Genomic DNA, 19,507 nt, shown 5'->3' with positions numbered 1-19,507 from the left:
GGGGGGGGGGGGGGGGGGGGGGGGGGGGGGGGGGGGGGGGGGGGGGGCGGGGGGGCGGGGGGGGGGGGGGGGGCGCCGGGGGGGGGGCGGGGGGGGGGGGGGCCCCCCGGCGCCCCCCCGCCCCGGCCCCCGCCGCCGCTCAGATGCAGCCGGGGCCGGCGCCACTCAGAAACAGCCGGGGCCGGCGCCACTCAGATACTGAAGCGCTCCTTGCGCAGCAGCGGGCGGACGTGGCTGTGGAAGCCGCCGGTGCGGAACGGCCGCTGGAGCAGTCCCGGGCGCAGCCGCTGGGCCAGCGCGGCGGCGATCATGCCCTGGTCCAGGGCGAGCACGAAGTCGCTGACCCGGCCGGTCGCGGTGTCCACCGAGTCACGGAAGCCGTACCGGTCGTCGTAGGCGCCGAAGTCCGCGTCCAGGGCGCGGAGGTTGGCGAGGGCCTCGCGTTCCGCGTAGGGCAGGGCGAGGAAGGAGGCGTGCGGGGTGACCACGCCGTGCGGGTGGTAGCCGTCCTCCTGCATACCGATGGCGTCGACACCGTACTCGCGGTAGCCGCCCTCGGGGATGTTCGCCGGGGAGAAGCCCCAGTAGCCGTAGCCCTGTTCGGTCAGGCCGTGGTCGATCTGGCTGCGGACGTAGCGGCGGTGGGTGAGGCCCCAGGCGTGCGGGGACCAGGTGGGCTCCGGGACGAACAGGGGCACCATCAGTGCCTCGAACATGGAGCCGCCCCAGGTGGGGACCAGCTTGCGGCCCCGGTGGGTGTAGTGGCCCTGCCAGACGCGGACACCGTCGATGGTGACCCAGGCGCCGCCGGGGGCCTGTTCCTGGCCCATGCCGGGGAGCAGGGTGCGGAACATGTGCCAGTAGTGCTCGCCGGGCAGGGAACCGTCCGCGATGCCGAGGTAACTGGCCATCCGGGGTTCGGTGTTGAGGGCGCCGTAGTGGTGGCCGGTGGGTTCGCCCTTGCCGGGGCGGTCGGGCCAGTAGCCGCCGCGCAGCTGACCGGGTCCGGCGACCGGGTCGGCGGGGTCGTAGGGGGTGTAGTAGTACGACCAGTCGGCGTCTTCGAGGAGCTTCGCGACGCGCGGGCGCAGCGCCGGGTCGGCCTCGGCGGCGATCATCAGCCCGGTGACCAGCCAGGCGTTGTCGACGGAGGAGAGGAAGGGGCGGACGGTGGCGCCGGTCTCGGGCCAGGCGGTGAGCACCGAACCGTCATAGGAGTCGTACCAGTTGAACCAGAAGCCGTGGGCGCGTTCCAGTTTCTCGACGGCGGTGACGGTGCGGGTCAGGTCGCGGCGCATGGCGGACTCGGAGAGCAGTCCGAGTCCCGCGGCGGCGACGGTGGTCCACAGTCCGCAGCCGATGTTGGTCGGGGAGGTCTGCGCGGAGGGCACGGGGGTGCCGGCGCCGCTGATGTCGATCTTGTCGGCGGCGAGACCGAAGTCGGTGGTCATGGCGCGCAGCGAGCGGTGGGTGGCGGCGAACCAGGTGCGCAGGTCCCGCTCGTCGCGGTCGCCGGGGCGGCGCGGGGCGGTGGCGGGGGCGGCGTGGGCGGTGAGCGGGGTGGCGGCGGTCAGGGCGGTGGCCCCGGCGGCGGCGCTGGTGGCGAGGAACGTACGGCGCTTCATTGCGTGGTCGGCTCCTGTCGTGGGAGGGGCGCGGCTCGCCCCTCACGGGGACCTCGGTGGGTCGTTCCCTGGGTGGGTCTCCCTGGAGGAGGGAGCGGGAGCCGGTGGGGTCAGGTCCACCGGCTCCCGGGTCGGGGCGCCGTCGCCGTACGGCCTTGCGGTACGGCGGGTCGGCGATGGTGGCGCCGGGCCCGGCCGGACGGGGCTGGTCGCCGGCCGGGCCCGGCGGGTCAGTCGGCCAGCCGTGGCAGTGTGCGGGTGCGGCCGAGGCCGCCGAGCCAGACGGCGGACGGCTTGGCGGTGCGGGCGAAGGTGACCGGGTCGACGGCGATCAGGCCGAAGGTGGCCTTGAAGGTGCCCCACTCGTAGTTGTCGAGGGCGCTCCAGGCCAGGTAGCCCTGGATGTTGAGGCCGTCCTCGATCCCGGCGGCGACCGCGCTGAGGGCGCCCGTGTAGTAGTCGACGCGGCGGCTGTCGTCGGCGGTGGCGATGCCGTTCTCGGTGACGATCAGGGCGACGTCCGGGCCGATGATGGCGGCGGTGTGGCGCAGCGCGTGGCCGACGGCGGCCGGGTAGTACTCCCACTGGGTGAGGGTGCGCTCGGCGTCCTCGGGCGCCGGGACCGGGCCGTCGGCGCCGATCTTGGTGCGGGTGTAGGACTGGACGCCGATCCAGTCGTCGCCACGGGCGGCCTCGATGAAGATGTCCTCGCGGGGGCGGCTGTAGGCGGCGGTGGCCTCCTCGGCGCCCGGCAGCGCCTGGTACACCTGGTTGGCGACGGTCCAGCCGACCTGGGCGGCGGGGGCCACGGCCCGGACGACCTCGACGGCCGCGTGGTGCGCGGCGATCACGACGTGGCTGGTGTCCTCGTCGGGGGTGGGCAGCCCGGCGGGCGGGAAGCCCTGCTCGCCGCTCTTGGCGAGCCCGGCCATCACGGCGATCATGTTGGGCTCGTTGATGGTGCAGACATGCCCGACGCCCTCGGCGATGATCGGCGCGCAGTGCTCGACGTACCGGGCGAACAGTTCCACGGCGCCGTCGGCGAGCCAGCCGCCGCGGTCCTCGAACCAGCGGGGCACGGTGAAGTGGTGCAGGGTGACCATGGGGCGCAGGCCGCGGGCGAGGGCGCCGTCGACCATCCGCCGGTAGTGGGCGATCTCGGCGCGCGAGAAGGTGCCCTCGACGGGTTCGACACGGGCCCATTCGACGCTGAACCGGTAGTCGGTGAAGCCGAGTTCGGCGAGCAGGTCCATGTCCTGCTCCCAGCGGTGGTAGCTGTCGCAGGCGTCGAGGCTCGGCTCGGCGATCTTCGCCGCCGGGTCGTGCTCCTTGCGCCACCAGTCGCTGTTGACGTTGTTCCCCTCGATCTGGTGGGCGGCGGTGGAGGCGCCCCACAGGAAGGTGGCGGGGAAGGGCGTCGAGGTGTGCGTCATCGTCCGATCTCTCTGGTGGTGTCCGTGCGGGGGGTGTGGTCGGTCGGGTGGGTGGGCCACCGGGCCGGTGGGACGGGGCCGGTGGGACGGGGGCGGTGGGACGGGGGCGGTGCCGATTACTTGAGGCCGGCCGTCGCGATGCCCTGGGTGAAGTGGCGCTGGAGGGCGATGAAGACCAGCAGGACGGGCAGGACGACCAGCAGCGAGCCGGCCATGAGCATCCCGTTGCCGCCGGCCACGGTCCGGTTGGGATCGTTGGCGAAGGTCGCCAGGGCGACCGGGAGGGTGTACTTCTCGGGGTCGTTGGTGGCGATCAGCGGCCAGACGAAGTTGTTCCAGGAGCCCAGGAAGGTGAAGATCGTCAGGGTGGCGAGCGCGGGCCGCACCAGCGGCAGCACGATCCGCCAGAAGATGTACCACTCCCCCGCGCCGTCGATCCGGGCGGCTTCCAGCAGCTCGTCGGGGATGGACTGCATGAACTGGCGCATCAGGAACACCCCGAAGGCCCCGGCCGCGAACGGCAGCACCAGCCCGGCGTAGGTGTCGATCAGCCCGAGCCGGTTCATCAGCACGTACAGCGGCAGGATGAGCAGATTGCCGGGGACCATCAGCGCGGCGAGCACCAGGCCGAAGACCTGGGAGCGGCCGGTGAACTCCAGCTTGGCCAGGGCGTAGCCGAGCATCGAGCAGAACAGCAGATTGCAGACGGTCACCAGGACGGCGACGATCAGCGAGTTCACGAAGTAGCGGGGCATGTCGAGCTGGTCGAGCAGGGCGCTGAAGTTGTCCAGCGTCCAGTCGGTGGGCAGCCAGACGGGCGGGCTGGCGGTCAGGTCCTCGCGGGTCTTGAAGGCGGACAGCGCCATCCACAGGAAGGGCGCGGCCATGACCAGCAGCCCGAGCGAGGCCACGACGTACAGCAGCGGCTTACGGACCCGGCGGGGACGGCGGCGACGCGCAGGCGCCTCGGGGGCGACGGAGGGCGTCGGTGCGGGGGCCGTCGGGGCGCTCATCGGGTGTTGTCCTTCAGCAGTCGGAGCTGGAGCACCGTGATGCCCATGATCACCACGAACAGCACATACGCCATGGCGCTCGCATAGCCCATGTGGAAGAAGTTGAAGCCCTGCTGGTACATGTGCAGGGACACGGTCAGGGTGGAGCCGGAGGGGCCGCCCTGGGTCATCACGAACGGTTCCTCGAAGACATTGAGGTAGCCGATGGTGGTGATGACCGTGGTGTAGAGCAGGGTCGGGCGCAGCAGGGGGACGGTGATCCGGCGCAGTTCCTGCCAGCCGCTCGCCCCGTCGAGGCGGGCGGCCTCGCGGACCTCGGTGGGGATGGCCTGGAGTCCGGCGATGAACAGCACCATCACGGTGCCGAGGTTGCGCCAGACGGCCATCGCGATCAGCGAGGGCATGGCCCAGGTCTCGGAGCCCAGGAAGTCGGGCGCCTTCAGCCCGAACTCGGTGGCCAGTCCCGCGATCAGCCCGTCCGCCGGGTCGAGGACGAACCGCCAGACGACGGCCACGGCGACGATGGCGGTGACGACGGGGGCGTAGAAGCCGACCCGGAAGAAGGTGCGGGCGCGGTCGATGCCGTTGTTGAGCAGGACCGCGACCAGCAGTCCGAGCAGCACGGTCAGGGGCACGCCGACGACGACGAAGTACCCGGTGTTGAACAGCGCCCGCAGGAACTTCTCGTCGCCGAACAGCTCGACATAGTTGTCGAGGCCGACGAACTCGGCGTCCAGCGGGCGGGTCACGTCGCGGGCCCCGAAGTCCGTGAAGCTCATCAGGAGCGTCGCGATGATCGGGAACGCCATGAACACCGCGAACAGCACCAGGAACGGGGTGGAGAACAGCCAGCCGTACAGGTTGCGCCGGTTCAGCGGGCCGCGCCGTCCCCGGGGCGGGCGGGTGGCGCCGCCCCGGGTCTTCTCGGGGGCCGCCCGGTCGGCGGCCGGTCCGGTCACGAGGGACATGTGGGTGTGCTCTCTTCTTCGGCCTCAGCGTGCTCGTCGTCCGTGCCCCGGGGTCACTCGGCCAGGCCCTCGATCTCGGTCTGCGCTTTGTCCAGCGCGTCCTGGGCGGAGGACTTGCCCTGGGTGACGGCCTCGATGGCGGTGTCGACCTTGGAGGTGATCTCCGTCCAGCGGGGCAGCGACGGGTTGGCGCGGGCGGTCTCCATCTGCTCCCGCCAGACCTTCAGCGCCGGGTCGGTGGCGAGGGCGCCGGACTCCCAGGCGGCCCGGTTGGCGGGCAGGTCCTTGGTGCGCTCGTACCAGTCGGCCTGGCCCTTGGCGTCGGTCAGATAGGCGACGAACTCCTTGGCGGCGGCCTTGCGCCCGCTGTCGGCGGAGATGGCGAGGCTGGAGCCGCCGGCCATGGACACGGACGCCTGGTCGGCGGGGACCGGGGCGACCGCCCACTTGCCCTTGATGTCGGGGTAGTTCTCGTCGAGCAGGCTCATCATCCAGGGGCCGCCGAAGAACATCGGCACGGTGCCGGTGTTGAAGTCCTTGGTGACGTCGTAGCCCGGCGGCACGGACTTGCGGATGAGGTCCTTGTCGAAGTAGCTGCCGTAGTTCTCCAGCGCCTTGACGGCCTCGGCGCTGTTGACGACCGGCTTCCCGGCGTCGTCCAGGATGGCGCCGCCCGCCGAGTACAGGAACGGGTAGAAGCTCTGCACGGTGTCCAGGCCACGGGACTGGACGTACAGGCCCCACTCGGTGTCGGCCTTGTCCTGGAGGGCGGTGGCCGCGGCGGTCATCTCGGCCATGGTCTTCGGGGGCCCGCTCAGGCCGGCCTTCTCCACCAGGTCGGTGCGGTAGAAGAGGACGCGGGTGTCGACGTACCACGGCACGCCGTAGACCTCGCCGTCGTACTCGGACTGCGCCCAGGCCGCCGGGAAGAAGTCGTCCTCATTGACCGTCTTGGTGTCGACCGGTTCGAGGACGCCCATGTCCGCGAACTCGCCGAGGTAGCTGCCGCCCATCTGCATCACGTCCGGGAGCTTCCCGGCGGCAGCGGCGGCGACCAGCTTCTGATGCGCCACGTCCCAGCCGACGGGAGTCACCTTGACGGTGATGTGCTCGTTCGCCTTCTCGTACTCCTTGGCGACGTCGACGAGCTTCTCGCCCTCGGTGCCCATCGCCCAGACCGTCAGGGTCTGCTCGGCGTCGGCGGCGGTCTCCGCGCCACCGGAGCCACCACAGGCGGTGAGGGTGAGTGCGGACGCCACGGTCAGGGCGATCGCGGCGGATGCGGCGGCGCGGTGCATGGACGGCTCCTCCTTGAGCTCCCCGGCGTAAGCCGGCCGGAGACGGGACCAAGAGGCCCTGTTCCCGGATGTATGCGCTTCCTGTAAGCGCATACATCACTCTGCTAGACGCTTTTCGGCCGTGGCAAGAGGGCTTTTGGTCACACTCCCGTAACGACCGCGACATCCGGGTGCGAGATGGATGCGCTTGTTCGCCCGGGTCCGCGGTGGTTCGTACCGAGGTGGGCGCTTGGGTCAACGTAAGTGGCGCGGGGGGTGTGGGTGAAGGGGATGTGATGGATACCGCGCTGGTGGGGGGCGCTGTGCGGGGAGCTTGGGGCGGGGTGAGGATCTAGGGTCGGCTGCTGCGGGCCTAGGGTCGGGGCATGTCCGCGCTCGTACATGACTTCCCGTTCGACCCCGCCTACGGCTTCACCCTGCCCGAGTTGCTCGATGTGGCGCCGCCGCCCGCGCCGGACGACTTCGACGCGTTCTGGCGGGACCGGTGGGACGCGGCGGCCCGGGTGACCCCCGAGCCATGGGTCGGCCCGCTGGTCGAGGAGCGGACGGACGGACGGGTCTACGAGGTGTCGTACGCGTCGGCGTCCGGGCGGTGCGGGGGCTGGCTGGTGCTGCCGCCCGAGGGTGAGCCCGTCCGGCACGGCTTCGTGATCGGACATGGGTACGGCGGCCGGGACGGGGTCGGCGACGCCCTGCCGCTGCCGCTGCCGGGCTCGGCGGCACTGCTGCCGTGTGTGACGGGGATGCCGGTACGGGGGCTGCGGGCGGAGGTGCCGTCGAGCGCGGAACGGCATGTGCTGCACGGCATCGGCGACCGGGACAGTTATGTCATCGGGGAGTGTGTGGCCGACCTGTGGGGGGCCGCGTCCGCGCTGACCGAGCTGGCGCCGGGGCTGGCCGGGCGGGGGCGGCTCGGGTATCTCGGGGAGAGTTTCGGCGGGGGGCTGGGGGCGCTGGCCCTGCCGTGGGACGAACGGTTCGGGGCGGCGGCGCTGACCGTGCCGACGTTCGGTCATCATCCGCTGCGGGTGACACTGCCGTGCGTGGGGAGTGGGGAGGCGGTGCGGGGGGTGCTCCGCGCGGGTTCGGGGGACGTGGCGGCGAGGGTCATGGGGGTGCTCGGGTACTTCGACGCGGCGGTGGCGGCGGGGCGGGTGGGAGTGCCGGTGTTGTGTGCGCCCGCGTTGTTCGATCCCGCGGTGCCGCCGCCGGGGCAGTTCGCGGTGTTCAACGGGTTGGGTGGGGAGCGGGAGCTGTTCGTTCTGTCGGCGGGGCATTTCGGGTTTGCGGGGGAGGCGGAGGAGAGGGGGCGGTTGGCGGGGGTCGTGGAGGCGTTCTTCGGGCGATGGCTGGGGGCCAGGGGTTGATCCTGACCTTGCGGAAGGTTGCAGGGTGGGGGCATGAGCGATTACTTCAACGCCTTCGAGATGAGTCCCGTGCCTGTTCCGGGGCCGGATGCGGTGGCGCCTGAGCCGTTCCGCGGCATCTACGGGATGCCCATGTTCGTGACGGTCCCGACGGCTGATGTGGGGGCGTCAGTGGACTTCTGGACCCGCGCTCTCGGGTTCTTCGAGCTGTTCTCCATTCCGGGTGGGGTGGTGCATCTGCGGCGGTGGGCGTTTCAGGATGTGCTGCTGGTTCCGGGGGAGAGCGGCGCGGTGGGGAGTGGTGCGGCGGGGCTCAGTGTGAGTTTCGCGTGTGTGCTGGGGGAGATAGACGCGCTGGTGGAAGCGTGCCGGGCGGTGGGGGCGGGGTCGGTCGAGGGGCCTCGGGACACGCCATGGAACACACGGGATGTGGTGGTGGGTACGCCGGAGGGGGTGCGGGTCGTGTTCACCGCGGCGAAGCCGTTTGACTCCGTCGGTCAGGTGGGGCGGGATCTTGCGGCGATGGGGATCACGCCGGAGAGGTAGGGGGTGGTGGGGGGTGCGTGCGGGTTGTGGTGGGTGTTCGCGCCGGCGGACGCTACACGCTGGCAACTCGGAAAGCACCGTACGGAAGTCCCCTGCTCGGGTCCTAGCGGTGCAGGGGACGACGCATGGAGCGATCAAGGACGGCGGTCAGCGGAGGGCGGGCATCACACCGTTCCGCCAGTCGTTCACCCGCTTCCGGATGCTGGTGACCATGGGGAGGTCATCAACCTCTGACGATTGGAACCAATCCACCTGGGTGGACTCGTCGGAGACGGTCAGTCGTCCTCCAACGGGCCGGGCAAGGAAGCAGATCGAGAACTCCTGGCGGACCTCACCGTCGTCGTAGGAAAAGACATGCCGGGGATTCGTGTAGGTGCCTACGATGCCGACAATCTCGACATCGAAACCGGTTTCCTCGCGGGTTTCGCGGATCGCGCATTCCGGCAGGGACTCACCGATCTTCATTGCCCCACCTGGAAGGGCCCACATGCCGTTATCGGTACGGCGCTGCAACAGGATACGACCGTCGTTGTCCACCACGACCGTTGAAGCGGCCGGTACCAGGCTGTTTGCCTTTGGCGCTTTGGGGTCGTCTTCGTAGTCACGCCTGCCCATTGGGCTCCTTCCACACTGGCCTGCCTCGCGACCAGAGTTCCTCGACATGCGATGCGAAACGGTCAAAAAGTCCGTCGTCCTGGTGGCGGCGTAGATGCAGCGTAGGGGCGTCGTGGCCGACCTTGTGAGTGAGCAGGGGAGTAACGATCATGTCGTCATCGAACCGAAAGACACTCAGGTAGGCGTGCCCGGAACTGAACCGTGCGTCGACTGAACCACGCACCTTTTCCAGTTCGGAGAGTGTCACTCGAATCCTGGTGGAGAGGGTGAGTGCCACGGCCTCTTCCTCTTCACGCGACCGCGTCAAGTCGCTGTCAGGGTCGCCAACAAGGAAGCGGATACGGCAGCCGCTCGCCGCCTTGCTTCGGAGTGCGGAGCCGAAGCGCGCCTGTTCCAGCCAGAGAAAGTAGTTCGTGTAGCCCGCAAAAGTCAGCTCTCGCTGGGCATTCGCAATCAGCGTTCGCCACAGTGAAGCGGGACAGGCGGACCGATACGGGAACACCTCTGCCACCTCGCGGTCCGGCCCTATCTTGATCGCTGTCTTCGCTGCCGTGGGCCACAGCACGCCCTCCTGCTCCCCGAGCGCTTCGGAGACGGCCCAGCGGTGCCTTGCGTGAGGGATGCGGCCCGCCTGAGTGATCCAGCGGGCGACCGTCTTGGCGTCGACATCGCAGCGAGCGGCCAACTCACGGTCACTCATATGCGCCTTGGCCATGGCTCGTCGCAGTGCTTCGTTCACGCGTACCCCCTTCGGGACGTTAGGAACGCTTTAGACGATAGCCCGTCTCCGTTCCTAACGGTCCCGGAAGGCGGTAGCAACGCCCCTCAGCGGACGGAAGCGTGACGACACACAAGACCCCCGCGACGCGCAAACGTCCGGGGGCGTGGCCAACCTGAGAGCGCAGGTCAACATGGTGAAGTTTATCCGCCCGTTCGTGGGCTGGGTGATGGGTGTCTTACTGCCCGGGGAGGGGAAGCGGCGGGCGGGTACTCGTCCGGCTCCCAAGGCCCCCGCGCCCCGGTCCCCCTACGGGGCCCATACGCCGCTGAACGGGGCGGTTACGGCGTTGGTCCGGCCGTATGTGGCCGCTGCCGAGAGCGAGTTCGACGCCGGTACGGCGGTCCTGGTGCGGCCCTACTACCCGGCCGGTGAGGACGACCGTGCCCGGGAGCGGGAGCGGGTCCGTGACTGGGAGGACAGCGAGCGGGAACGGTGGCGTCGGCGGGCGCTCGCGTTCACGCTTCGGCGGGCCGGTGAGGGCTCGGTGCGTGCTGTGTGCGTGGACGCGTCGACCCCCAAGACGATGCCGGGGGGTGGCCGGTGGTCTCGCTGATCGAAGAGGGCCGGTCCGTGCCCCCGCCCCACAGGTGCGGCGCGCGAGCCGTGATGCCGGTCGACCTGATCGCGATCATGTTCGTGTCGGTCGAGGATTCCAGCCCTCCGGACACCGTTCAGCCCTCCCTGCGATGCCGCCTTCAGGAGCATTCCGGGGGCCGTCATCACGCCTTGGTGTGGGAGTTGGACGATGCCAGCGACGGGGAGGTGTGGGCCCGGTGGGCGAAGAACTGTCCACCCGACGTGTTCCATGTCGTCCCCGACTGCAACACCCCCTCCGGGCCCACCGCGCACGACACGGTGTGCAGCCTGTTCGCCGGTCATCGGGGGTGCCACACGTTCGAGTACACCGACCCGCTGGACGACGCTCTCACGAACGATCCGGAGTTCCAGCGTGCTGCCCGGCGGTTGCGGAAGCTGATGGACCGGCTCGTTCCCCGGCAGCCGTCCGGGGACAGTGATGGCGGGGAGGTGGGGGCGCGGTGATCGCCGGTACGCCTCCCGCTCCGGGTGCCTCGTGTCTGACGATCGAGACGTACCGGGTGCGTCCGGACGGTGAGCGCGTGGACCGTACCCCGGTGATCGTGTACCGGCCCGGTGAGGTGCTCCCCGGGATCGGCACCCGGCGCTGGCCACCGTGCCGCTGCCCGCGCTGCCGGACCGGTGACGGCCCGCCGGGGGTCTGGTAGCGGCCCGGTGATCGCCCCTCCGCCCGGTGGACAGGAAGGACCCTGGCGGAGGGTGCACCAACCGGCCATCCGCCCCATGCCGACGATTCCCCCCGATCGCCTTCTGCCAGCCGTCGAACCGGCGGCACTACGCTTGTCCCATGCCGACGACAGAGGTGAGCGTCCGTACCCTTGACGGTCTTCACCTCGCCGGCACCTTGGTGGCACCAGGACAGCCGACCTCCCGTGCTGTGGCACTCGTCCACGGGGGTGGTGTCACCCGCGAAGAGGGCGGGTTCTTCGGAAGGCTCGCAACCGGTCTCATGGAGGCAGGTGTTGCTTCGCTCCGGTGTGATGTGCGTGGTCACGGCCAGAGTGAGGGCAGACAGGAGGAGCTGACGCTCTCCAGCGTCCTCAATGACATCCGTGTCACGCTCGCCCATCTCCGCAAGGCCACCGGTGCGGTGGACATCACCCTGCTCGGTGCCAGCTTCGGCGGTGGGATCTGTGCCTACTACGCCGCCAAGCGCCCCGATGAGGTCTCGCGTCTCGTGCTGTTCAATCCACAGCTCGACTACAAGCGACGGACCATCGACAGCCGGGACTACTGGACGGACGACAGCATCGGCGAGGAGGCGGCGGCCGAGCTGACGGAACGGGGAGCACTCCCGTTCACGCCGACGCTCCGCCACGGCCGCCCGCTGCTCAACGAGGTGTTCTGGCTCAAGCCGCACGAAGCGCTCGGGGAGGTGCGGGCACCGACGCTCATCGTGCATGGCACGGCTGACACGCTGGTGACTTTCGGGTCGTCCCGGGACGCGGTGCCGCAGTTCACCGCTCCGGTGCGGCTCGTTCCCGTGGAAGGCGCGCAGCACGGCTTCGCCGTTCACGACGATCCGAAGTATCTCGACCCCCGGAGCCAGGAGTACCAGGCGTTCGTCACGCGCACCGTGACGGATTGGCTGACGGCTACGCCGTAGCTGAGCTGGTTCCGGGTCCCTCCGGCACTCGAACGCGTTCCCCCGCCCTCGGAAGGCGACTACTCCCCGCACCCGCAGCTTGAGCGCCGCGCCAAGGTCACCGGGAGCATCTGGGATTCCGGGGCGCCGGTGTGGGTGCCGTTCAGGCGGGAGACCAGGAGGTCGGCCGCCGCCTCGCCCATTCTCAGCATCGGCTGGCGGACCGTCGTCAGGGTGGGGCGGACCAGGCGGCCCAGGGTGATGCCGTCGAAGCCGGTGACGACCACGTCGTCGGGGACCTTGAGGCCGCGGCGTTCCAGGGCGTGCAGGGCGCCCACGGCGAGTTGGTCGTTGGCGAAGACCAGGGCCTCGGGCAGGGGGCCCGCGCGGTCGCACAGGGCGTCGGCGGCGCGGGCGCCCTCCGCCTGGGTCATCATGGCGACCCGCAGGTCCGGGGCGTCCGGCACGGGTGCGCCGGCCTCGCGGCAGGCGTCCTGGAAGCCGCGGAAGCGGGCCTCCACGTCGGGGGACTCCTCGGCCGAGCCGACATAGGCGAGGCGGCGCAGGTGGTGGTCGGCCAGGAGGTGGTGGGTCAGCTCGCGCTGGCCCTCGCGGTTGGCGACCTCGATGTGGTCGAGGTGGTCCAGCCGCTCCCCGCCCTCGCGCGGTCCGGCGAGCATCACCACCGGCTGGCGGCGCGAGATGACCTCCAGTTCCGCCGTCGGCACCGTACGGGCCATGACCGCGAAGCCGTCCACGCGGCCCGCCACCGTGGCGACCAGGCTCTCCGGGCCGCCCTTGAGGGAGGCGGCGATGAGCAGGGCGTAGCCGTGGCGGCGGGCGGCGCGTTCCATGCCGCGGATGATCTGGTCGGAGTAGAGCATCGCCGCGTCCTCGTCCTCGGCGTCGGCGGCCTCCGCGTCGGGGTCGGAGTAGTCCGGGAAGCAGAGACCGAGGACGCCGGTGCTGCGGCTGGCGAGGCCGCGGGCGTTGCCGCTGGGGACGTAGCCGAGGTCGCGCGCTGCGGCCAGCACACGGTCCCGGGTCCCGGCGCGCACGGTGTCGGGGCTGCGGTAGACGCGGGACACGGTGGCGATGGAGACACCAGCCCGTTCCGCCACGTCGTAGACCGTCGGAGCGGTACTCATCGGGCCATACCCCCGGGTGGTCAGCGCGGCGCGCAGTCGAATGAAAGCGCATTCACAGTAGGTCGTGACCTGGTCAGAGGGCAAGACATGCCCTCCCCGCTGCGGGCGGGGAGGGCCGGGTGGGGTCAGCCGAGGCCCTTCGGCGTGGCGACGCGCGGGTCGCGCTTGAAGGCCGCCCACTCCTCCTTGTACGGCACCCACAGGTCCCGCGCCGCCGCGGCGAGCGGTGACTTCCAGTCCCGGAACCACTCGGCCATCATCGCGACCGTGGTCATGGGGACCGCCCCGGCGTGGGTGAGGCGGGTCAGTGCCGTCTCGTGGAACTCCTTCGTCGCGTCCCCGACGGCGTCGGCGACGAACGCGACCTCGTAGCCGTCGGCCAGCGCGTCCACCGTCGGCAGCGCCAGGCACGTGGAGGTCACGACGCCCGCGATCACCAGTTTCCGGCGGCCCGTCGCCTTGACCGCCGCCACGAACTCGGCGTCCTCCCAGGCGTTCATCTGGGAGCGGTCGATGGGCTTGGTGTCCGGCAGCGCGGCCTGGAGGGAGTCGATCGTCGGGGTGTTCACCCCCATCTCGACGCCCACCGTGCTCAGGACCACCGGTACGCCGATGGCACGGGCGAAGGTCGCCAGTGTCCGGGCGTTGAGTTCGATGACCCGCCGGTCCTGCTCGAAGATCAGGTCCAGGACGCCGTCCTGGTAGTCGATCAGCAGCAGCACACAGTCCTCGGAGTCCCAGATGGCGTTGCTCTTGCCTGTCATTGCCCTACCTTTCGCGCGGCCGTCGGCCGTTCGGTGTCTTCGGGCTCCACACTCCGTGCCGGGGCACCCGTCGGGCATCGGTCATCCATCCGCGATCTCCGGGCCGGTCGACGGTCGTTCGACCGCGCGGGCAGCGGGCACGCCGTTCGTCAGCGCGTCGCGCAGGGCGGCCCTCTTGGTGATCCCCAGCTTCGGGAAGATCTGGTAGAGGTGGGCGCCGACCGTGCGGGGGGAGAGATGGAGGCGTTCCCCGATCTGCCGGTTGGTCAGGCCCGACGCGGCGAGCTGGGCGATCTCCTCCTCCTGCGGGGTCAGCAGGGCCCCGTCGGGGCGGGGGCGGAAAGCGGCGGGGAGCTGCCTGCGGGCGCGTTCGGCCCAGGGGGTCGCGCCGAGCGGCGTGAAGGCGTCGGCGGCGGCGGTCAGTGCCTCGCGGGCGGCGCCACGGTCGCCCGCCGCCCGGTGACGTTCGCCGAGCGCCAGCCTCACCCGTGCCGCCTCGAAGGGCCAGCGCGCGGCGCCGGGCACCGCGAGCGCCTGCTGGAAGTGGGCGACGGCCGTGTCGTCGTCGGCCTCGGCCAGCCCGGCGGCGCCTTCGGTGAGCAGGGCGTAGCGGTCCGAGAGCCGGTCCACGCCGAGTTCGCGCGCGGCCCGGACATGCGCGGCGGCGGCTTCCGGGCGCCCGGTCCGTACGGCGGCCTCGACCAGGTCGTACACGCCCCACAGGGCGTGCGGGGTGTAGTGGTCGAGGGTGCCCGCGGGGGTGAGGGCGGTCGCGTGCCGGTAGGCACGCTCGTGGTCGCCCGCGCCGAGGGCGATCAGGGTGTGCGCCTGGTGGGCGAAGGACGCGGCGGCGCCCACGCCCTGCCGGGCCGCCCAGTCCAGCATCCGGTCCGCCAGCTCCGCACCGGCACCGGTCTCGCCCCGTGCGCCGTGCAGCAACGCCTGGACGTACTGGAAGTACCAGGCGAAGAACGGGTGGGCGGCGTCCGTCAGCTTCTTTCCCTCCTCCGCGAGACGCCCGGCCTCGTCCCACTCGCCGCTGAGCCAGTGCTCCATGGCCAGGTGCAGCAGAATGCCGGGGGGACGGGGCGGGGACGGCAGGCCCGGAGGCGGGGTGACCGGTCGCCGCAGCCGGTTCTTCAGTTCGCCGACCCGGTCCAGGTAGAAGACAGCCGTCGCGCCCCGGGACAGCAGGCTGGGGTCGTCGGTGCCGCACAGGGCTCCCCGTACGGCGTCCAGGTCGGGCAGGGCGTCCGGCGCGGTGCGTGCCGGGTCGGGGCAGGTCCGGGCGGCCACGGCGAGCAGGGGCGGCGGGCCCGGCTTCAGGTGGGCGACCGTGTCGAGGAACGGGGTCCAGCTGTCCGGGCGGCCGGTCCACCAGGAGAGCAGTTGCAGGGTGTGCAGGGCGTCGACCAGGGCCGGGTCTCCCGCGTCGTAGACGGGTCCGGCGCGTTCGATCGCCGTACGCAGCAGCCGGTGGGCGAGGGCGAGGCCGCCGTCCGTGTGGATCAGCAGCTGGGCGGCGACGGCCGCCGCGTGCAGCGCGTCACCGGCCGGTTCCGCGTCCCTCAGCCGGTCCAGGAGGTCCGCCGCCCGGGTGGGGTCACCGGCCGGTTCGGCTACCAGGAACGCCGCTTCCGCCAGCCGTCTGACCCGGTCGCCCTCGGTGGTGCTCAGCTCGGCGGCGCGGGTCAGGGCGGTCACGGCGCCGTGCGGGTCGCCGCGGTGGCGTGCCGTGTGCCCGGCCCGCTGGAGGAGCGCGGCCACCTCGTCGTCGGGGTGGAGGGCGGCTTCGGCGCGGTGCCAGGTCCGGGTCTCGGGCCGGTCCCCGAGCGCCCCGGCCAGCGCGAGGTGCGCGGCGGTGCGTTCGGCGAGGGTGGAGTCGGCGAGGACGGCGGCGCGGGTGAGGGGGTGGCCGAAGACGAGCCGGCGGGCGGGGCCGGGGCGGAGGATGCGCTCGCGTTCGAGGTCGGCCAGGGCTTCGTCGGCCTCGGAGGTGGGGGATGTGGGGGGAATAGGGGATGTGGCGGAGGTGGGGGAAGTGGCGGAGGTCGGGGAGGTCGGGGCGGAGGTGGTGGGCTCGGCGGGAGCAGGGGGCGGGGCGGGGGCGGTCTCCGCCCGTTCCTTCCCTGGCGATTCCCCGGCGTCCCGTCCCTCCCCTGTCGCTCCCCCAGGCGGCCATCCATCCCCCGCCATTCCCCCGGTCGGCCAGCCGTCCCCGGTCACTCCCCCAACCGCCCGTCCCTCCCCCGTCACTCCCCCGGCCGCGCTGCGCAGTACTCCGGGGTCGCCGGTCCGGTCGAGGGCGGCGACCAGCAGGAGCCGTCGGGCGGGGCCGGACAGCGTGGCCGTGGGCGGGGCGAACAGCGCGCGCAGCCGGTCGTTCAGCGGTAGCGCGAGGGGGGGGTCCTCGGTGCCCGCGCGCTGCGCGGAGGTGAGCCCGCCCGGCAGGTCGAGCAGCGCGGCCGGGTTGCCCCGGGCCTCGGCGATCGCCCGCTCCCGGACCGGCGGCGCGAGTCCCGGCCAGTGCCCGGCGAGGAGCAGTCGGGCGGAGTCGTCGTCCAGGGGCGCCAGTTCGTAGGCGTCCGGACCGGTGTGGTCGAACAGGCTGGGCGTGCCGGTGCGGGAGGCGGCCAGAAACGCGATCCCGGTGCCGATCAGCCGCCGGGAGACGGAGCCGAGGATCGCCGCGCTGGCCGGGTCCAGCCGGGGCAGGTCGTCGACGATCAGGAGCAGTGGCGGGTCGGCGGGGCTGCGGCGGAGCAGGGCCAGCACGGCGTTGACCATCAGGAGGTGGTCCGGGGCGGGTGCGGTGCCCGCACCGAGCGTGGTGTCCAGCGCCGTGCGGTACTCGGGGCGCAGCGGCCGGGCCTGCTCCAGTAGGGGGGCGAGCAGCTGATGCAGGCCCGCGAACGGCACGTCCGACTCGTAGGCGACGCCCCCGGCCCGCAGCACCCGGGTGCCGGGTGGCCTACCGGGCGGTGGGTCCGCCGCCGGGGAGCCCGACGGCGGGGTATCCGGTGCCGAGGCGCCCGCCGCCGAAGAGCCCGGCGCCGTACCGACTCGCGCCACCGCCGCCGCCACCGCGTCGAGCAGCGCGGTCTTGCCCACCCCCGGTTCCCCGATGAGGTGGATGCCGCGCCCGGACCCGCCGCGCGACCCGGTGTCCGGCCCCGACCCCGACCCCGGCCCGCGTCCGAGCCCGAGCGCCTCGCGGAGCCGTGCGATGTCCTGCGCACGGCCGACGATCCGGGCACCACGGCCCAGCGGCTTGCTGCCACTCATCACGTTCTCCGTCCCTGTCATGACGTACTCCGTCCCTGTCTCGTCACCGGCACCTCACCGGCGCGACACCGGGCGGGTCGCCCAGACCGCCCGCCCACTGCCCCGCCCGCGTTCCGAGGTGATTGACGCGTCAATTAGATAGCCGTACTATTGACGCGTCAACCACAGGACGGTGAACCTCATGACGAACCAGCGACCGACGCGACCGGACCCCGCCCCGGCGTCCTCCCGGTCCCGGCTGACCTCCGCCGAACTCGCGGTCTGGCGGGCGTTGATCGACACCACCGGGGACATCGGGCGGCGGCTCGGCGCGCGGCTGGCCGAGGACACCGGGCTGTCGCCCGCCGACTACCAGGTGCTGCTCGCACTGAGCGAGGCGCCGGGGCGGCGGATGCGGTCCTCCACGCTGGCCGACGCGATCGACTGGTCCCGCAGCCGGCTCTCGCACCAGCTGGCCCGGCTGGAGAAGCGCGGGCTCATCACACGGCAGGACTGCGAGGGGGACAACCGCGGCACCGAGATCGTGCTGTCCGACGCCGGGGCCACCGCCTTCCGGGCCGCCACCGCACCGCACACCCGGGCGATCAAGGAACTGTTCGCGGACGCGCTCAGCCCGGAGCAGTTCGACGCCCTCGACGACATCCTCACCAGCCTGCGCGCGCATCTGCCCAAGGAGCGTCCGTGATGACCACCGCACCGCAGCCGCACATCGCCGTCCTGGGAGCCGGGCACACCGGCCCCATCCTGGCCAAGGTCCTCACCGAGGCCGGGTACGCGGTCTCCATCGCGGCCTCCGGCGATCCCGACCGGATCGCGCTGATCATGTCGTTCCTGGCGCCGGACGCGAAGCCGCGCTGGGCGGCCGACGCCGTCGCGGAGTCCGACATCGTGATCCTGGCCCTGCCGCTGCACCGGTTCGGCGCGCTGGATCCCGCGTGGTTCACCGGCAAGACCGTGATCGACACCATGAACTACTGGCCGCCCGTCGACGGCGTGCAGGACCTGTTCGAGGACCCCGACCGGGGGTCCAGCGAGATCGTGCGGGACCGGCTGCCCGGGGCGACCGTCGTCAAGTCCTTCAACCACATCGGCTACCACGAACTCGACGACGCCCGGCGTCCCGCCGGAGCCCCGGACCGCCGCGCCCTCGGGGTCGCGGGCGACGACCCGGAGGCCGTCGAGCTGATCGCCACCGTCCTCGACCGGGTCGGCTACGACCCGATCACCCTCATGCCGCTGACGGCCGGGCGGGCGCTCCAGCCCGGCGGCCCCGTCTTCGGCGCCGACCTCACCCAGGACCGATTCGCAGAGGAGATCGCATCATGAGCACCCAGCCCACCACCCCGTCCGGTACCCAGGCCACCACCCCGTCCGGCACCCAGGCCGTCACCCACGGCGCCGGTTTCAGCGAGGCCGCCCGCGCCTTCCCGCTCGAATTCGGGCTGGACACCTTCGGCGACCGTGGCGCCGACGGCCAGGGACGCCCGCTGTCGCACGCGCAGACCATCCGGGACGTCATGGAGCAGGGCGTCCTCGCCGATCAGGTCGGCGTGGACGTCTTCAGCATCGGCGAGCACCACACCGAGGACTTCCCGATGCCCGCCGGGGACGTGGTCCTCGCGGCCATCGCCGGGCAGACCTCGCGCATCCGGCTGGGCTCGGCGGTCACCGTGCTCAGCTCCGACGACCCGGTGCGCATCTTCCAGCGCTACTCCACCCTGCACGCGCTGTCCGGCGGCCGGGCCGAGGTCGTCCTCGGCCGTGGCTCCAGCACGGAGTCGTTCCCGCTGTTCGGGTACGACCTCGCGGACTACGACGTGCTGTTCGACGAGAAGGCCCGGCTGTTCGCGCGGATCCGCGCGGGCGGGCCGGTCACCTGGGAGGGGACCACCCGGGCCGCGCTGACCGACCAGGAGATCGTCCCGTTCACGGAGAGCGGGCCGCTGCCCGCGTGGATCGGCGTCGGCGGCAACCCGCAGTCGGTGCTGCGCGCCGCCAAGCTGGACTTCCCGCTGCTGCTGGCCATCATCGGCGGCAACCCGCTGCGGTTCAAGCCGTTCACCCAGCTCTACCGGGCGGTGCGGGCCGACACCGGGCGTCCACAACTGCCGATCGGGATGCACACCCCGGGGCATCTCGCCGACACGGACGAGGAGGCGTTCGACCAGTTCGCGCCGCTGATGCAGGACGCCATGCGGAAGATGGCGCCGGTCCGGGGCTTCCGGGTGCCGGGCATGGACCAGTTCCGCCACGAGGTGGGACCGGACGGCGCCCTGTACGTGGGGTCGCCCGAGACGGTCGCCCGGAAGATAGCCGCCAATCTGCCCAAGCTGGACGCGACCCGCTTCAACCTGAAGTTCGCCATGCCGCGGATGCCGCAGCGCGACATCCTGCACGCCATCGAGCTGTACGGGACGAAGGTCGTCCCGCGCGTCCGGGAACTGCTCGCCGAGCGGGCCGACGAGGAGGCCGCCGCCTGACC

The 19,507-nt window shown here is 71.8% G+C and carries 18 protein-coding genes; 8 read left to right on the top strand and 10 right to left on the bottom strand.

The features are described from left to right. Nucleotides 1–191 precede the first annotated feature (191 nt). The 5 genes from AB0D49_RS26670 to AB0D49_RS26650 all read right to left on the bottom strand — a co-directional run bounded on the left by AB0D49_RS26670 (nucleotide 192) and on the right by AB0D49_RS26650 (nucleotide 6,337). Nucleotides 192–1,625 carry a glucoamylase family protein gene (locus tag AB0D49_RS26670; RefSeq protein ID WP_362761800.1) on the bottom strand — a complete coding sequence of 478 codons (1,434 nt, stop codon included), beginning with the start codon at nucleotides 1,623–1,625 and terminating at the stop codon, nucleotides 192–194. A 230-nt stretch (nucleotides 1,626–1,855) separates the two neighbouring features. Next, a complete protein-coding gene (locus AB0D49_RS26665; RefSeq protein WP_362761799.1) occupies nucleotides 1,856–3,058 on the bottom strand; it encodes a family 1 glycosylhydrolase in 1,203 nt (400 codons plus the stop codon). A 116-nt stretch (nucleotides 3,059–3,174) separates the two neighbouring features. Beyond that, on the bottom strand, nucleotides 3,175–4,071 hold the full coding sequence (locus AB0D49_RS26660; RefSeq protein ID WP_362761797.1) for a carbohydrate ABC transporter permease: 897 nt from the start codon (nucleotides 4,069–4,071) through the stop codon (nucleotides 3,175–3,177). After that, nucleotides 4,068–5,039, bottom strand: a complete 972-nt coding sequence (locus AB0D49_RS26655) for a sugar ABC transporter permease (RefSeq protein WP_362761795.1) — start codon at nucleotides 5,037–5,039, stop codon at nucleotides 4,068–4,070. Before AB0D49_RS26655 ends, AB0D49_RS26660 begins: the two co-directional genes overlap by 4 nt. A 53-nt stretch (nucleotides 5,040–5,092) precedes the next feature. Beyond that, nucleotides 5,093–6,337, bottom strand: coding sequence for a sugar ABC transporter substrate-binding protein (locus tag AB0D49_RS26650; RefSeq protein WP_362761793.1), 1,245 nt, complete (start codon nucleotides 6,335–6,337; stop codon nucleotides 5,093–5,095). Nucleotides 6,338–6,702: 365 nt separating this feature from the next. On the opposite strand from AB0D49_RS26650, the gene AB0D49_RS26645 reads away from it, so the two are divergent. Both AB0D49_RS26645 and AB0D49_RS26640 read left to right on the top strand, forming a co-directional pair. Beyond that, nucleotides 6,703–7,704 carry an acetylxylan esterase gene (locus AB0D49_RS26645; RefSeq protein WP_362761791.1) on the top strand — a complete coding sequence of 334 codons (1,002 nt, stop codon included), beginning with the start codon at nucleotides 6,703–6,705 and terminating at the stop codon, nucleotides 7,702–7,704. Between the two features lie 33 nt (nucleotides 7,705–7,737). Further along, nucleotides 7,738–8,250 carry a VOC family protein gene (locus tag AB0D49_RS26640; protein ID WP_362761789.1) on the top strand — a complete coding sequence of 171 codons (513 nt, stop codon included), beginning with the start codon at nucleotides 7,738–7,740 and terminating at the stop codon, nucleotides 8,248–8,250. Nucleotides 8,251–8,397: 147 nt separating this feature from the next. On the opposite strand, the gene AB0D49_RS26635 is transcribed toward AB0D49_RS26640, so the two are convergent. Both AB0D49_RS26635 and AB0D49_RS26630 read right to left on the bottom strand, forming a co-directional pair. After that, entirely contained in the window at nucleotides 8,398–8,865 is a 468-nt protein-coding gene (locus AB0D49_RS26635) for an NUDIX domain-containing protein (protein WP_362761787.1), read from the bottom strand. Beyond that, entirely contained in the window at nucleotides 8,852–9,604 is a 753-nt protein-coding gene (locus AB0D49_RS26630) for a DUF5919 domain-containing protein (RefSeq protein WP_362761785.1), read from the bottom strand. The genes AB0D49_RS26635 and AB0D49_RS26630 overlap by 14 nt, the downstream gene beginning before the upstream one ends. Nucleotides 9,605–9,947: 343 nt before the next feature. Here AB0D49_RS26630 and AB0D49_RS26625 point away from each other — a divergent pair, with 343 nt between their 5' ends. From AB0D49_RS26625 to AB0D49_RS26615, 3 genes are all read left to right on the top strand, one after another. Then, nucleotides 9,948–10,199 (top strand): hypothetical protein, encoded by a 252-nt coding sequence (locus AB0D49_RS26625; protein ID WP_362761783.1) that lies wholly within the window; start codon nucleotides 9,948–9,950, stop codon nucleotides 10,197–10,199. Between the two features lie 185 nt (nucleotides 10,200–10,384). Continuing rightward, entirely contained in the window at nucleotides 10,385–10,687 is a 303-nt protein-coding gene (locus tag AB0D49_RS26620) for a hypothetical protein (RefSeq protein WP_362761781.1), read from the top strand. 343 nt (nucleotides 10,688–11,030) lie between these two features. Next, on the top strand, nucleotides 11,031–11,849 hold the full coding sequence (locus AB0D49_RS26615) for an alpha/beta fold hydrolase (protein ID WP_362761779.1): 819 nt from the start codon (nucleotides 11,031–11,033) through the stop codon (nucleotides 11,847–11,849). A 59-nt stretch (nucleotides 11,850–11,908) separates the two neighbouring features. On the opposite strand, the gene AB0D49_RS26610 is transcribed toward AB0D49_RS26615, so the two are convergent. The 3 genes from AB0D49_RS26610 to AB0D49_RS26600 all read right to left on the bottom strand — a co-directional run bounded on the left by AB0D49_RS26610 (nucleotide 11,909) and on the right by AB0D49_RS26600 (nucleotide 17,025). Next, on the bottom strand, nucleotides 11,909–12,976 hold the full coding sequence (locus tag AB0D49_RS26610) for a LacI family DNA-binding transcriptional regulator (RefSeq protein ID WP_362761777.1): 1,068 nt from the start codon (nucleotides 12,974–12,976) through the stop codon (nucleotides 11,909–11,911). A 125-nt stretch (nucleotides 12,977–13,101) separates the two neighbouring features. Then, a complete protein-coding gene (locus AB0D49_RS26605; RefSeq protein ID WP_362761775.1) occupies nucleotides 13,102–13,740 on the bottom strand; it encodes an isochorismatase family protein in 639 nt (212 codons plus the stop codon). Between the two features lie 81 nt (nucleotides 13,741–13,821). Then, nucleotides 13,822–17,025, bottom strand: a complete 3,204-nt coding sequence (locus AB0D49_RS26600; protein ID WP_362761773.1) for a LuxR C-terminal-related transcriptional regulator — start codon at nucleotides 17,023–17,025, stop codon at nucleotides 13,822–13,824. A 181-nt stretch (nucleotides 17,026–17,206) separates the two neighbouring features. Between AB0D49_RS26600 and AB0D49_RS26595 the strand changes: the two genes are divergently transcribed. From AB0D49_RS26595 to AB0D49_RS26585, 3 genes are read left to right on the top strand one after another with little or no spacing between them, the layout of a single operon-like run. Further along, entirely contained in the window at nucleotides 17,207–17,710 is a 504-nt protein-coding gene (locus tag AB0D49_RS26595) for a MarR family transcriptional regulator (protein ID WP_362761771.1), read from the top strand. Further along, the gene (locus AB0D49_RS26590; RefSeq protein WP_362761769.1) at nucleotides 17,710–18,351 is read left to right on the top strand and encodes an NAD(P)-binding domain-containing protein; all 642 of its coding nucleotides are present in this window, start codon (nucleotides 17,710–17,712) and stop codon (nucleotides 18,349–18,351) included. The genes AB0D49_RS26595 and AB0D49_RS26590 overlap by 1 nt, the downstream gene beginning before the upstream one ends. Then, nucleotides 18,348–19,505: an LLM class flavin-dependent oxidoreductase gene (locus AB0D49_RS26585; RefSeq protein WP_362761767.1), complete on the top strand. Its 1,158-nt coding sequence runs from the start codon at nucleotides 18,348–18,350 to the stop codon at nucleotides 19,503–19,505. The genes AB0D49_RS26590 and AB0D49_RS26585 overlap by 4 nt, the downstream gene beginning before the upstream one ends. The last annotated feature ends 2 nt before the right edge of the window (nucleotides 19,506–19,507 follow it).

The sequence above is a fragment of the Streptomyces sp. NPDC048290 genome, assembly GCF_040652095.1.
GTDB lineage: Bacteria > Actinomycetota > Actinomycetes > Streptomycetales > Streptomycetaceae > Streptomyces.
This window is presented reverse-complemented; position numbering and strand designations above follow the sequence as displayed.